The organism is Rodentibacter genomosp. 1, from assembly GCF_001999285.1.
Taxonomy (GTDB): Bacteria; Pseudomonadota; Gammaproteobacteria; order Enterobacterales; family Pasteurellaceae; genus Rodentibacter.
In genome coordinates, this window is the sequence record NZ_MLHN01000009.1 from 15,579 (window position 1) to 29,484 (window position 13,906).

Genomic DNA, 13,906 nt, shown 5'->3' on the forward strand with positions numbered 1-13,906 from the left:
AAAATTGACCGCGCTTTTATTCTCGATGATAGGGATGATTCGTTGTGAGCGACCACGCACGATATAAACTTTCTGCGACAACCACTCGAACAAGCGGATGAGGTAAGGTCAAAGGGGAAAGCGACCAACTTTGCTCTGCGGCTACCTTACATTCCGTTGAAAGCCCTTCTGGTCCACCAATGAGTAAGCACACATCACGCCCATCATTTTTCCAAGATTCCAATTGTTCTGCGAGTTGGGGAGTGGTCCAAGGCTTACCGGGAATATCAAGGGTTACGATTTTGCTTTTTCCACAAGCTGCCAACATTGCCTTTCCCTCTTGCTCTAAAATACGTTTAATATCCGCATTTTTTCCCCGTTTCCCAGCCGGTATCTCAATCAACTCAAAAGGCATATCTTTAGGAAAACGGCGTTGATATTCCTCAAATCCGGTTGTGACCCAAGCCGGCATTTTGGTTCCGACAGCAATTAGTGTGATTTTCACTGATGTTCCTTTTGATCAAGTACAGTTAAATTTAACGCTGTTATGGTCACACTTATGCCCAAAGTTTTTCTAATTGGTAGAGTTCTCGGGCATCTCGTTGCATAATATGAACGATAGTTTGTCCTAAATCGACCACAATCCAATCAGCAGTATTCTTCCCCTCTTCACCAAAGGTTTCTACGCCGGCTTTTTTGCATTCAGCAATTAAATTATCTGCCATTGCGGAGACCTGGCGGCTGGATGTTCCTGTGCAGATCACCATATTTTCTGTGATTGATGATTTTCCACGCACATCAAAATGCATGATATCAGTGCCTTTTAAATCATCTAAGGTATCTATGATAAACTTAACTAATGACATTGTTTTTCCTTACCCATAAAAATGCGAAATTCTACCATCGAATCAAGTTAAGGACTAGAGCTTGTCGAAATTTTTGCCGATAATATAAATAAAATAAAGGCTTAGCAAAGCGAAGAAAATCTAGTCGCCTAAGTTCGCACTTTATTTCAAAATAGGTAAGATGCGATGTCTATTGTGGAAAATAATTTATGTATACCTTTCGCTACAAACAGTAAATAAAGTGAGTGGGCAATGACTTATAAAAATAATCAATCCGTTCTTGTAGTAGTTTATTGTAAAAATTCCAAACGTGTTTTAATGCTTCAACGTTGCGATGATCCAGATTTTTGGCAATCGGTGACGGGAACAATCGAAAAAGATGAAACACCAAGAGATACCGCAAGACGGGAGCTTTGGGAGGAAGTGCGGTTAAAAATTTCAGCGAATTCCACCGCACTTTTTGATTGTAATCGGTGTGTAGAATTTGAAATTTTTCCGCATTTCCGCTATAAATACGCACCGAATGTGACTCACTGTCGCGAGCATTGGTTTTTGTGTGCTGTGAAAGAGGAATTTATTCCTCAATTAACGGAACATTTAGATTTTAAATGGGTGCCCGTGGACGAGGCGATACGAATGACGAAATCGCCGAATAATGCAGTGGCAATGAAAACATATTTAGGTGAATGAAAAAGGGCAGAATCTGATGCCGATAATAGGTGATATTCACCCAAGATTAGAAAATAGAAGGAAATCAAATGGCAGGTCATAGTAAGTGGGCTAATATTAAGCACCGCAAAGCAGCGCAAGATGCACAACGTGGTAAAATTTTTACAAAATTAATTCGTGAATTGGTGACAGCAGCAAAATTAGGTGGCGGCGATGTTAGTGCCAACCCGCGTTTACGTGCCGCAGTCGATAAGGCACTGAGTAATAATATGACGCGCGATACCATTAATCGTGCGATTGATCGTGGTGTAGGTGGTGGCGATGACACCAACATGGAGACGAAAGTTTACGAAGGTTATGGGCCGGGTGGTACAGCCGTGATGGTGGAGTGCTTAAGTGATAATGCAAACCGTACCATTTCACAAGTTCGCCCTAGCTTTACGAAGTGCGGGGGAAATTTAGGAACGGAAGGTTCTGTAGGTTATCTGTTTAGCAAAAAAGGATTAATCTTAATTGCAGAAGGCGATGAGGATACCTTAACAGAAGCTGCGATTGAAGCCGGTGCAGATGATATTCAACCACAAGATGATGGTTCATTTGAAATCTACACAGCTTGGGAAGAATTAGGTAATGTGCGCGATAATATTGAAAAAGCCGGTTTTAAAATTCAAGAAGCGGAAGTCACCATGATTCCTTCCACAACCGTTGCGCTTGATCTTGAAACTGCACCGAAACTTCTACGTTTAATCGAAATGCTGGAAGATTGTGATGATGTACAAAATGTGTATCACAATGGTGAAATTAGTGACGAAGTTGCTGCACAACTTTAATGACGTGATAAATGGGTAGATTTCCTACCCATTTTTTTATGGGAAATATGAGTATTATTTTAGGCATCGATCCCGGTTCACGAGTGACCGGCTATGGGGTGATTCGCCAAACCGGTCGCCATTTAGAATACTTAGGCAGTGGAGTGATTCGTACACAAGTGGAGGATCTCCCTACCCGGTTAAAACGCATTTATGCGGGAGTGACGGAAATTATCACTCAATTTCAGCCGGATATGTTCGCTATTGAACAGGTTTTTATGGCGAAAAATGCAGATTCTGCATTAAAACTGGGACAGGCTCGAGGGACAGCAATTGTGGCAGCGGTAAACCATGATTTACCCGTGTTTGAATATGCCGCACGCTTGGTGAAACAAACTGTCGTGGGTATTGGTTCTGCAGATAAAATTCAAGTTCAAGATATGGTAACCCGTATTTTGAAATTATCCGACAAACCTCAGGCTGACTCAGCCGATGCCTTAGCGATTGCGATTACTCATGCGCATTCAATACAACATTCGTTGCATATTGCAAGTTCTGTCAAAATAACAGAAACACAGGAAAAAATGACCGCACTTTTGAAGGCTCGATATAGCCGAGGTCGCTTTAGATTAAAAATTTAACTGGATGTTCGTCCAGTTTTATTTTATTCTACGCACAAAATTTACGTGTTATGGATGAATTATGATTGGTCGTTTGCAAGGCGTTCTGTTAGAGAAACAACCTCCTGAAATTCTACTTGATGTTCAAGGCGTGGGCTATGAATTGCTTCTGCCGATGACAAGTTTCTATAATTTGCCGGAAATCGGGCAAGAAATCACCTTATTTACCCATCTTGTTGTACGTGAAGATGCGCATTTGCTTTTTGGATTTGCCCAAAAAACTGACCGCACTTTATTCCGTGAACTGATTAAAACCAATGGTGTTGGGCCTAAATTAGCATTGGCGATTCTTTCCGCAATGTCTGTTGATCAATTTATTTATGCGATTGAGCGTGAAGAACTTTCCAAACTCACTAAAATTCCAGGGGTCGGGAAGAAAACCGCAGAGCGTTTACTTGTGGAATTAAAAGGGAAATTCAAAGGTGTGAAACAAAGTGATTTCTTTGTAGAAAGCTCCCATATCCCAACCGAATCCTCCTCATTTTCTGCACAAGAAAATTCGGTAGATGAAGCGATTTCTGCATTGATTGCGCTTGGATATAAACCAATGGATGCAGAGAAAATGGTAAAACGTGTTGCAAAACCGGAATTAACGAGTGAACAGCTTATTCGGGATGCCCTAAAAGCCGCATTATAATTAGAGTTAAGTCATGATTGAAACAGATAGAATTATTAGTGGTCAGGCTAAATTTGATGAGGATATTCAGGATCGTGCTATTCGTCCAAAATTATTGGCTGATTATGTGGGGCAACCTCAAGTGCGTGAACAGATGGATATTTTCATTAAAGCTGCCAAACTGCGTCAGGATGCACTGGATCACTTGTTGATTTTTGGTCCTCCAGGGTTAGGGAAAACAACACTTGCGAATATTGTTGCCAATGAAATGGGAGTAAATATTAGGACGACCTCCGGCCCTGTATTGGAAAAAGCTGGGGATTTAGCGGCAATGCTAACGAACCTTGAACCTCATGATGTGCTGTTTATTGATGAAATTCATCGCCTTTCTCCAGCTATAGAGGAAGTACTTTATCCTGCTATGGAAGATTACCAGTTGGATATTATGATCGGCGAAGGGCCGGCGGCACGTTCAATTAAATTAGATCTCCCCCCGTTCACATTGGTTGGTGCAACCACCCGAGCAGGTTCTTTAACCTCTCCTTTACGTGATCGCTTTGGCATTGTGCAACGCTTAGAATTTTATTCTGTTGATGATTTAACCTCTATTGTGGCACGCAGTGCAGCATGTCTGAACCTTGAATTAGAAAAAGAAGCCGCGTTTGAAATTGCACGTCGTTCACGTGGTACCCCGCGTATTGCGAATCGCCTGTTACGCCGAGTTCGAGATTATGCGGATGTACGTAATAATGGTGTGATTTCTGTGGATATTGCGAAACAGGCACTTTTAATGCTAGATGTGGATGATGCTGGTTTTGATTATCTCGATCGAAAATTGCTTTCAGCAGTCATCGAACGTTTTGATGGAGGACCGGTTGGATTAGATAATCTCGCCGCGGCCATTGGTGAAGAGCGTGATACCATTGAAGATGTATTAGAACCCTATTTAATTCAGCAGGGTTTTTTGCAGCGTACACCACGTGGGCGCATTGCTACTTCACAAACCTACCGTCATTTTGGCATACAAAAATTAACCGACTAGATAAGAAAAGGCTTACCAAATAATTGATAAGCCTTTTCTATTAATATGGAAGTGGGTGATGTTATTCAGAATAGTTTTTCATATTGGTTAATCGGGCTAAACCAATATCACAACTTTTTAACTGGGTAGCAAGTTCCATTTCGAGAATTTGTTTTTTACTTTGGTTTAACTTGCTTTTTATTTTGTTTACTTGAGTATGTGTACCCGGCTGTTTTTCTGCTTGAGCGATTAAGCTCTCGGTCTCTTTAAATAATTGTACACATTGTTTTGGTAGGAAGGTGCTTATTTTTTGTGGCGTAGCAAAGACAGAAAGTGATACCGCTGAAAAAAGTGCGGTTAAAATCATTGAAATTTTTTTCATTATGAAATCCTTTTGGGCAAACTCTCCAAATATGAGTGGCGAGAAAATATCAAAATCTTTTATGAATGTCTAGTTATAAGGGAAGACTTTTTGTAAATTTGTGAAGTTAGCACAAAAATTTATTAAAGCCTGTCAGTGTATTATTTTTCTCATGACAACGAGGAAGGTTGATAATCGTGAACATTATCGAAAAATAGGCTAGTTCATTAACAATAAGAGTGTGCAACTAAAATGTAAAGCAAAACTCAACCGCACTTTATTATGAAACTGTAACATAGAGTAGATTTCCAAGCTACTTGAGGGACACGGTGTGTCCCTATATGTCGTTCAAATTCCACGGCTTGTATATTTGCTACATGATATCAAATAGCTTTCAACCGACTATTCCGTTTTTGTTTCAGTTGTTTCTACAACTTCTGTCGCTTGTACATTATGGTGGTTATTATTGTGATGGGAAACGGAACGGGCAGGAACCACAGTAGAAATTGCGTGTTTATATACCATTTGATTAACAGTATTTTTTAATAGAATCACAAATTGATCGAATGATTCAATTTGACCTTGCAATTTAATCCCATTGACAAGATAAATTGACACGGGAATACGTTCGCGACGTAATGCATTCAAGTAAGGATCTTGTAAAGATTGTCCTTTTGCCATTTTGCTATCCTTTTTGTTGTCGTTATTATGAAAATGTTGATAGAAACCTGCTGTCTCCGCGCCAATATAGCAATAAATGTTAAATTTGTCTATTTGCTTTCCCTTAACTTTTTCAGTATTGTCTTCATCTTTTCATCAAGAGGAGCGTTTATCCGCAATGTTTCATTTGTTTTTGGGTGTTCAAAACGAATAGAGAAAGCGTGCAAAAATAAACGATTTAAGCCAAGAGTTTTCATTTTTTCATCAAAATCTTTATCACCATATTTATCGTCTAGTGCAATTGGATGCCCCATGTATTGAGTGTGGACACGAATTTGATGGGTTCGCCCGGTGATCGGTGACGCTTTTATTAATGTGGCATTCGGATAACGTTCTTCAATAGAAAAACGGGTTTCAGAAGGTTTACCTTGTTCATTGACTCGTACAATACGTTCGCCACTAGAAAGTTCATTTTTTAATAATGGCGCTTTCACTATTTTTATATGGGACTGCCATTGTCCACGCACCAAAGCCAAATAATCTTTTTGCATTGTTTTCAGACGAAGTTGTTCGTGTAGATTTCGTAGTGCCGAACGCTTTTTCGCGATAAGCAGAATACCGGATGTATCCCGATCTAAACGATGTACTAACTCTAAAAAACGGGCCTCCGGACGTAAGGCACGTAATGCTTCAATTACACCAAAATTTAACCCGCTTCCCCCGTGTACAGCAATACCGGAAGGTTTATTTAGCACAATTAAACAATCATCCTCAAACAAAATTTTATATTCAAGATCCGCAACTTTATTTAAGTTTTTCGATACCGGTGCGTTATTTTTTTCTGTTGTGCGCACAGGCGGTATGCGCACCACATCATTCGTTTGTAATTTATACTCAGGCTTAATGCGTCCTTTATTCACTCTCACTTCACCTTTGCGAACGATGCGATAAATCAAACTTTTTGGTACACCTTTGAGTTTCGACAACAAATAATTATCTATGCGCTGACCGGCTTCATCTTCACTGATTGTGAGTATTTTTACAGAGGCATTGATGATGTTTTCTTTCTGTTCTGTCATTTTTTCACCTTTCTAAAATTGGTGCGAATCATATCATAAAAGACTTATTGAGGGTAATTCTCACCTTGCTAATTTATTGGTTTCTATGGATAATAGGGCGTCTTTTTACGCATAAAATTCCGTGTAGAAAATGACAAGTTTTGTTGATGGCGATTCAATGCAGCATTTGGCATAAGACATTGATAATCAGCATTTTTTCTCTAAATAAATGTGCCGCTTGCAGCGCGTGAAGAAATATCGCGTTGTTTTATAAAACAGTCCTTTTATTGTTTCATAACGTTATCAATGCACCCAGCAACATACAATCGTGAGATTGACTGGCGCGAGAAACACGAGGTCGATAACGAAGCAAAGTGCGGTTTATTTTGAGGTACCTTTTAAAATTTAAGAAAGAGAATTGACAATGAAAAGAATGTTAATTAATGCAACTCAAAAAGAAGAGTTGCGGGTGGCGCTTGTTGATGGACAACGCCTTTTTGATTTGGACATCGAAAGTCCGGGTCATGAACAGAAAAAAGCGAATATCTACAAAGGAAAAATTACCCGAGTGGAACCGAGTCTTGAAGCGGCATTTGTCGATTATGGTGCAGAACGTCACGGTTTTTTACCTTTAAAAGAAATTGCCCGTGAATATTTTCCGGCAGATTATGTTTTCCAGGGGCGTCCAAATATTCGTGATATTTTGAGTGAAGGACAAGAAATTATTGTTCAAGTGAATAAGGAAGAGCGCGGTAATAAAGGTGCGGCGCTCACAACCTTTGTTTCCCTTGCTGGAAGTTATTTGGTGATTATGCCAAATAACCCACGTGCTGGTGGTATTTCCCGTCGTATTGAAGGTGATGAACGTACTGAACTAAAAGAGGCATTAAGTTCTTTAGTGGTGCCGGAAGGTGTGGGGTTGATTGTACGTACCGCAGGGGTTGGTAAATCACCGGAGGAACTGCAATGGGACTTAAAAGTATTGCTACACCATTGGGAGGCAATTAAACAAGCGTCACAAAGTCGACCGGCACCTTTCTTAATTCATCAAGAAAGTGATGTGATTGTTCGTGCGATTCGTGATTATTTACGCAGAGATATTGGTGAGATTTTAATTGATAGTCCGAAAATTTTTGAAAAGGCAAAAGCCCATATCAAATTGGTTCGTCCGGATTTTATCAATCGAGTGAAACTCTATCAGGGGGAGGTGCCACTTTTTAGCCATTATCAGATTGAATCTCAAATTGAATCGGCATTCCAACGTGAAGTGCGTTTACCATCCGGTGGTTCTATTGTGATTGATGTCACAGAAGCTTTAACTGCGATCGATATTAACTCGGCTCGTTCGACCCGGGGTGGTGATATTGAAGAAACGGCACTTAATACTAATCTTGAAGCGGCAGATGAAATTGCTCGTCAATTGCGTTTGCGTGATTTAGGGGGACTGGTCGTTATTGACTTTATTGATATGACACCGGTTCGCCACCAAAGAGAGGTGGAAAATCGTATACGTGATGCGGTACGCCAAGACCGTGCTCGGATTCAAATTAGTCGAATTTCTCGTTTCGGTTTATTGGAAATGTCCCGTCAACGTTTAAGTCCATCATTGGGGGAATCTTCTCATCATATTTGCCCTCGTTGTCAGGGTACGGGGAAAGTCCGAGATAATGAATCTCTGTCTTTGTCAATTTTACGCTTAATTGAAGAAGAAGCGCTAAAAGAAAATACCAAGCAAGTTCATACGATTGTGCCGGTGCAAATTGCTTCTTACCTTTTAAATGAGAAACGTAAAGCTATCAGTAGTATTGAAAAGCGTCATAGTGTTGATGTGATCGTGGTGCCAAATGAAGCGATGGAAACGCCTCATTTCAGCGTATTTCGCGTCCGCGATGGAGAAGAAGTGAATGAACTTAGCTACAATTTAGCGAAAATTCATTGTTTGCAAGATGATACGGGAGACGAAGCTTTAACGTCTCGAAATTCTGATACCATTGTGGTGCAAGAGCAAGTAGCGGTAGAAAGTGCGGCTGTATCACTTTCTATTTCGGAGGCTGCTCCAACACCGTTAGAGCGTAAATCAAAAGAGCCATCGTTACTTGTAAAATTTATGGCTAAAATTAAACGCTTATTTACTTCTGAGAATGTAGAGGAAGAAAAAAATAAAAGCAAAAATAATCGCGCTCGTCATAATCGAACCCCGCGCCGGCCACAAGAACAGCGTGTGATACGTCGCACCAAAGTGGAAAATAATGATACGCCAAAATTTGAAGAGGATAATGTGCGTTTAACGCGTGAGCGTAACCAACGTCGTTCTCGTCGAAATAATACTGTGGATGAAAGTATTATTGAAAGTGCGGTCAATTTGCCTCCTGTTTTAGAGAATAAACCGGAAGAGAAAACGGAGCAAACTGTTGTACAACGTCGTCAACGTCGCGATTTAAATAAACGTGTACGAATAGATGATAATGAGCCAAGTGTTGAAACGGTTCAAACAGCGACTGAAGAAAAACAACCTCATCAGGAACGTCAAGAACGTCAGCGCCGTATGCCACGTCATCTACGTGTCGCAAATAATCAACGCCGTCGTCGTTATGAAGCTAAATCTCCAATGCCATTGTTTGCAGCAGTTGTTTCACCTGAATTAGCAAGTGGTAAGGTATGGATGGATTATTCAACGGTAAATGCCTCCTCTCCTAAAGAGAATCAATTCTTATCCGTCGATGAATTGCTTGAGCAAGAGAAAACCAAGAAAGGGTTTATTACACCGGCTACCGGCATTGTGATTGAGGAGAGTCCTGTGGAAATTAAACCTGCATTGGACTTCATTACACAACCGGCAAATGAATCAGTACAGAAAAAAGTCCAAGAGTCATTAGAACGTCTTCACGCTAAAGATAACGCTCAAAATGACGAACCTTCTGTGGTATTAATGCAGCCTGAAAAGCCGGAGATAGGAAATACCGTAGAATTTGCCCGCACTTATACATTTGACGGTCGCTTAGGGACAGTTTCTTCTGTTGTTCATACAAAAGCGGAAATGACACTCGCAAAAGCAAGTGAGGAAATGGGCAAACCTTTTGCTATTATTGAATGGATGGAATCTCGCTATTATTTTTATGGTAAAGGTTCTGCCGGTCATCATAGTGCGATTAGTCATGTCTATTCTGAGCCAACCCAAGCGAAGATTGAATAAGAAAAATAAGATTGGCACAGTAATGTGCCAATTTTTTCATCTAAAATTGAGGTAAAATTAATCATTCGAAAAAATATTGTTTTTTTACTATTGACGAGGTTAGGTAAAAAACGTATTATCCACCTCGCTTAAATCACGGAGGAATGGTCGAGTGGTTGAAGGCACCGGTCTTGAAAACCGGCGAGGGTTTACGCCCTCCGTGAGTTCGAATCTCACTTCCTCCGCCATTAAATTTTTAAGATCCCCTAATCAAAAGTTAGGGGATTTTGCTTTTTTATTATCAATAATTTTCAGTGGAATAGAGTGGTTGGTGACGGTTATTTTTCTGAGTTATTTTTAATTTCTTGTTCTTCTTTAAAAGCTAAATATTCCTCTAATAGATCAATTGCTTCTTGGCATTTTTGACGGCGGTATTTATAGCCCTCTGCTAATCTTATTATTTTTTTCTGTTCTTCAGGATTTTTTTCAATACTTATCAGATCTTTCTGCTGTAGGTATAAATTGTTCAGCTGTTCGAGAGCCTCATAATATTTTTCTAAACGTTCACGTGGTGGCAGTTTGTGAACATCGTGATGTGCTTTTTTTACCGGGGATGTTTTAGGTTTTGGTGAAATAGGTTGATGTTGTTTTCGATTTAGCGCCTCAGATAGTGCGCGACATTGTTTGAGTAAATGCTCGGTAATGAACTTGTAGTGATCAATATCAGTTGAATAAAGGGATTTTATTTTTTTTAAGGTTGTCTCAATTTCAGCAAAATAAAATGCAGTAGTTTGTCCATTTTCGCTAAATAAAGTACGGTCAAATTTAGTGAAAATTTTTTCTTCTTGTCGTGATGAATAGATTTGTTGTAGCTGTTGAACCTTTTGTTCTAGCGTGTTGATGAGTTGTTGAATGCGCATAAAAAAATCCCCCTGAGGGGGGATTATAATCGTTAAAGGTACATTGCGGCAATCCAGCCGAAGATAATGAGTGGAATATTGTAGTGAATGAACGTAGGTACAACAGAATCCCAAATGTGGTCGTGTTTACCATCCATATTTAAACCTGATGTTGGCCCTAATGTCGAGTCAGAGGCAGGCGATCCTGCGTCACCTAATGCAGCGGCAACCCCTACAATAGAGACCGTCGCTAATGGAGAGAAGCCAAAGGATAAGCAAAGTGGCACATAAATTGAGGTAATAATAGGAACTGTTGAGAAAGAAGAGCCTATTCCCATGGTGATGAGCAAACCAACAAGTAACATCAAAAATGCGGCCAAGCCCTTACTTTGAATTGCACCATTACTAAGGTTTTGCACTAAATCTGTCACACCTGTGGTGGCATTAATGACGTTAGCAAATCCTGAAGCAGCAATCATCACAAATCCAATCATCGCCATTAAACGCAAGCCTTGTTGGAAGATATCATTACTTTCTTTGAGTTTGAAGATACCAAATACAGCGAAAATAACCAAACCGATCAAGCCACCAATGATTGTTGAGCTGGTGACTAATTGTGTTGCGAAGGTTGCGACAATAGCAATTAAACTTGTCGTGATGTGTTTTGGTTGAATATTCGCAATATGCGCTTCAATTTCCTTGGTAGTCGGTTCTTTAATAGCTACATTGTATTCACGAGGTTTGCGATAAGTGATGAAGACTGCTGTTAATAGCCCCAAGATCATGCCGGCGACCGGTAGTAACATTGCCAGTGAAACTTGGGCGACATCAGTTTGTAAGCCGAGCGATGCTCCTGCTTGATTGATATTTTTCACCAAAATACTTTCAATAAAGATTTTACCAAAGCCCACCGGTAAAAGCATATAGGTAGCGGTTAAACCAAAGGTGAGTACACATGCCACTGCTCGGCGATCAATTTTTAGACGATTAAAGATTGATAATAGTGGCGGGATAATAATAGGAATAAAGGCAATATGTACCGGTAATAGGTTTTGAGATGAAATCGCAAATAGAGCCAATATTGCAAAAATTAAATACTTAAACCAAGCAAGATTGTTGCCTGTTGGCGTTTTATTAATTTTTTTGATGATTTTATAGGCGAGTAAATCAGTGATGCCTGATTTCGAGATTGCGATAGCAAAGGCGCCAAGCATGGCATAATTCATGGCAACTTCAGCACCACCCCCTAATCCTCCGGTGAAGGTTTCGATGGTTTTTGTTAAACCAAGATCACCGAATAAACCGGCGGTGAGTGCAGCGATCACGAGAGCGATCACAACATTGATACGTAGTAGACTCAGTGCAAGTAGCACAATTATTGAGATAACAACGGGGTTTGATAACATTGTGTTTTTTCCTTATAGATTAATGTGTGAATAGAGGGAAACGTTCAAGAAACAAAAGGGATAATGTCGCATTGTTAATTTACTCCTGTATTATAAAAGAAACCCCTCGAAAGTTGCCTTCCGAGGGGTAAGATTTTTCACTATCCTTTTGGCTCGGAAGATGTCTTCCAAGCACGCCACATACCTGAAAGATTATTCAGTGAAATGGTGATGATAGCGGATAATGTTCATATTTAAATCTCCAAGTAAGAATTGTCTTTTAAACTACTGGAAAACGAAAACGATTGCAACCCCTCTTTTGGAAAAATTTAAAGTGCGGTTGATTTTTCCTTCGTTTTTTCGTTTTCCGCTCTATTTAAGTGGGGAAATCCACCAAGATCTTTTAAATGATTTACCATATAACAGAACAATTCCGCAGTACGTTCAGTGTCATAGAGTGCAGAATGAGCTTGTTTGCCGTCGAAAGGGATGTTTGCGGCTTGGCAGGCTTTCACGAGTACCGTTTGTCCGAACATTAATCCTGCCAGACTTGCGGTATCAAACATTCCAAAGGGATGAAATGGGTTGCGTTTGACGCCGGTACGCTCCGCTGCAGCCATGACAAAACTTTGATCGAAAGCCGCATTATGTGCCACGATAATAGAACGCTGACAATCTGCTTCTTTTTGCCCACGGCGTACCATTTGGAATAACGCAGTGATCGCTTCTAATTCGGATACGGCACCGCGTAATGGATTGTGAATATCAATGCCATTGAATTTCAATGATTCGGGGTTGATATTTGCCCCTTCAAAAGGTTCGATATGAAAATGACATTTTTGATCGGGCTGTAAATAGCCATTTTCATCCATTTTTAGCGTAATAGCCGCCAGTTCTAATAGCGCATCTTTTTTAGCCTCAAAACCAGCCGTTTCCACATCAATAATGACAGGGAAATAGCCTCTGAAGCGATTTTTTAATTGATGATGATAAGGAATTTGAGAATCGGACATAATCGTATCCTAAAAAAATAAAATAACGTAGACAACGCTACGTTATTAAAACCTTGCGGAAACTGACCGCACTTTTAATTACCGAGCCCGGCCTTTGCACTTTTATTTTCAATAAATTCGATTTTATAACCGTTAGGATCTTCTACAAAGGCTATCACCGTACTACCGCCTTTTACCGGACCCGGTTCACGGGTGACTTTTCCACCCATAGTACGAACAGCTTCACAGGTGGTATAAATATCATCTACCCCGATAGCAATATGGCCATATGCTGTGCCGAGATCATATTCTGTCACCCCCCAATTATAAGTCAGTTCAATGACTGAGGATTTATCTTCATCATCGTAACCGAGAAAGGCTAAAGAGTATTTGTATTCAGGGTTTTCGCTGGTACGTAATAAACGCATGCCCAAAACCTCTTGATAAAATTTAATTGAGCGATCTAAATCGCCCACACGTAACATCGTATGTAAAATTCGCATGGGTTTGTCCTTTATAAATAATGTGAGGAAACGAAGTAAAATTATGCCATAGATCAAACTATAAATCAGTAAAAGTGGTGAAAGGCTTCAATTTATTAAGTCCGTTGGAAAAAATCCGACATTGTTTGATTTAAAATAAAATTGGAGTCTGATATGAGGGTTATACTTTACTTGGGTTGTTGAGATTTTACTTGAATGTTTTTGTAACGAAACGTTTATATTCTATTTCAATGAGCGTGTTTGGATTTTATACAGGG

At 39.9% G+C, this 13,906-nt stretch carries 15 protein-coding genes, 1 tRNA gene and 1 other annotated feature; of the genes, 7 read left to right on the plus strand and 9 right to left on the minus strand.

Translation table 11 applies throughout. The features are described from left to right. Window positions 1-16: 16 nt before the first annotated feature. Window positions 17-484 (minus strand): 23S rRNA (pseudouridine(1915)-N(3))-methyltransferase RlmH, encoded by a 468-nt coding sequence (rlmH, locus tag BKK54_RS05200; RefSeq protein WP_077542071.1) that lies wholly within the window; start codon window positions 482-484, stop codon window positions 17-19. Between the two features lie 52 nt (window positions 485-536). After that, complete coding sequence (gene rsfS, locus BKK54_RS05205) at window positions 537-845, minus strand: ribosome silencing factor (protein ID WP_077542072.1); 309 nt, start codon at window positions 843-845, stop codon at window positions 537-539. Window positions 846-1,076: 231 nt separating this feature from the next. Between rsfS and nudB the strand changes: the two genes are divergently transcribed. The 5 genes from nudB (at window position 1,077) to ruvB (ending at window position 4,640) form a co-directional block, all read left to right on the plus strand. Next, window positions 1,077-1,514, plus strand: a complete 438-nt coding sequence (gene nudB / locus BKK54_RS05210; protein WP_077542073.1) for a dihydroneopterin triphosphate diphosphatase — start codon at window positions 1,077-1,079, stop codon at window positions 1,512-1,514. Window positions 1,515-1,582: 68 nt separating this feature from the next. Continuing rightward, complete coding sequence (locus BKK54_RS05215) at window positions 1,583-2,323, plus strand: YebC/PmpR family DNA-binding transcriptional regulator (protein ID WP_077542074.1); 741 nt, start codon at window positions 1,583-1,585, stop codon at window positions 2,321-2,323. Between the two features lie 47 nt (window positions 2,324-2,370). After that, window positions 2,371-2,943, plus strand: a complete 573-nt coding sequence (gene ruvC, locus BKK54_RS05220) for a crossover junction endodeoxyribonuclease RuvC (protein ID WP_077542075.1) — start codon at window positions 2,371-2,373, stop codon at window positions 2,941-2,943. Window positions 2,944-3,004: 61 nt separating this feature from the next. Further along, complete coding sequence (ruvA, locus tag BKK54_RS05225) at window positions 3,005-3,619, plus strand: Holliday junction branch migration protein RuvA (RefSeq protein ID WP_077542076.1); 615 nt, start codon at window positions 3,005-3,007, stop codon at window positions 3,617-3,619. A 13-nt stretch (window positions 3,620-3,632) separates the two neighbouring features. Then, a complete protein-coding gene (ruvB, locus tag BKK54_RS05230) occupies window positions 3,633-4,640 on the plus strand; it encodes a Holliday junction branch migration DNA helicase RuvB (RefSeq protein WP_077542077.1) in 1,008 nt (335 codons plus the stop codon). A 61-nt stretch (window positions 4,641-4,701) separates the two neighbouring features. Here the strand turns inward: ruvB and BKK54_RS05235 are convergent, their stop codons facing one another. From BKK54_RS05235 to rluC, 3 genes are all read right to left on the minus strand, one after another. Continuing rightward, entirely contained in the window at window positions 4,702-5,001 is a 300-nt protein-coding gene (locus tag BKK54_RS05235; protein ID WP_077542078.1) for a DUF5339 domain-containing protein, read from the minus strand. A gap of 381 nt (window positions 5,002-5,382) precedes the next feature. Further along, a complete protein-coding gene (gene hfq, locus BKK54_RS05240; RefSeq protein WP_077542079.1) occupies window positions 5,383-5,661 on the minus strand; it encodes an RNA chaperone Hfq in 279 nt (92 codons plus the stop codon). Between the two features lie 89 nt (window positions 5,662-5,750). Then, window positions 5,751-6,719 (minus strand): 23S rRNA pseudouridine(955/2504/2580) synthase RluC, encoded by a 969-nt coding sequence (rluC, locus tag BKK54_RS05245; RefSeq protein ID WP_077542080.1) that lies wholly within the window; start codon window positions 6,717-6,719, stop codon window positions 5,751-5,753. Window positions 6,720-7,122: 403 nt separating this feature from the next. Here rluC and rne point away from each other — a divergent pair, with 403 nt between their 5' ends. Both rne and BKK54_RS05255 read left to right on the plus strand, forming a co-directional pair. Continuing rightward, window positions 7,123-9,891, plus strand: a complete 2,769-nt coding sequence (gene rne / locus BKK54_RS05250; RefSeq protein ID WP_077542081.1) for a ribonuclease E — start codon at window positions 7,123-7,125, stop codon at window positions 9,889-9,891. A gap of 137 nt (window positions 9,892-10,028) precedes the next feature. Beyond that, a tRNA-Ser gene (locus BKK54_RS05255) sits at window positions 10,029-10,118 on the plus strand. Window positions 10,119-10,208: 90 nt separating this feature from the next. Here BKK54_RS05255 and priC read toward each other — a convergent pair. The 4 genes from priC to gloA all read right to left on the minus strand — a co-directional run bounded on the left by priC (window position 10,209) and on the right by gloA (window position 13,649). Then, window positions 10,209-10,790, minus strand: coding sequence for a primosomal replication protein PriC (priC, locus tag BKK54_RS05260; protein ID WP_077542082.1), 582 nt, complete (start codon window positions 10,788-10,790; stop codon window positions 10,209-10,211). Between the two features lie 32 nt (window positions 10,791-10,822). Next, window positions 10,823-12,175 carry a Na+/H+ antiporter family protein gene (locus BKK54_RS05265; RefSeq protein WP_077542083.1) on the minus strand — a complete coding sequence of 451 codons (1,353 nt, stop codon included), beginning with the start codon at window positions 12,173-12,175 and terminating at the stop codon, window positions 10,823-10,825. Between the two features lie 94 nt (window positions 12,176-12,269). Beyond that, window positions 12,270-12,392: a sequence feature (His leader region), on the minus strand. A 91-nt stretch (window positions 12,393-12,483) separates the two neighbouring features. Next, window positions 12,484-13,167 (minus strand): ribonuclease T, encoded by a 684-nt coding sequence (gene rnt, locus BKK54_RS05270; protein WP_077542084.1) that lies wholly within the window; start codon window positions 13,165-13,167, stop codon window positions 12,484-12,486. Between the two features lie 74 nt (window positions 13,168-13,241). Next, window positions 13,242-13,649 (minus strand): lactoylglutathione lyase, encoded by a 408-nt coding sequence (gene gloA, locus BKK54_RS05275; protein ID WP_077542085.1) that lies wholly within the window; start codon window positions 13,647-13,649, stop codon window positions 13,242-13,244. Between the last annotated feature and the right edge of the window lie 257 nt (window positions 13,650-13,906).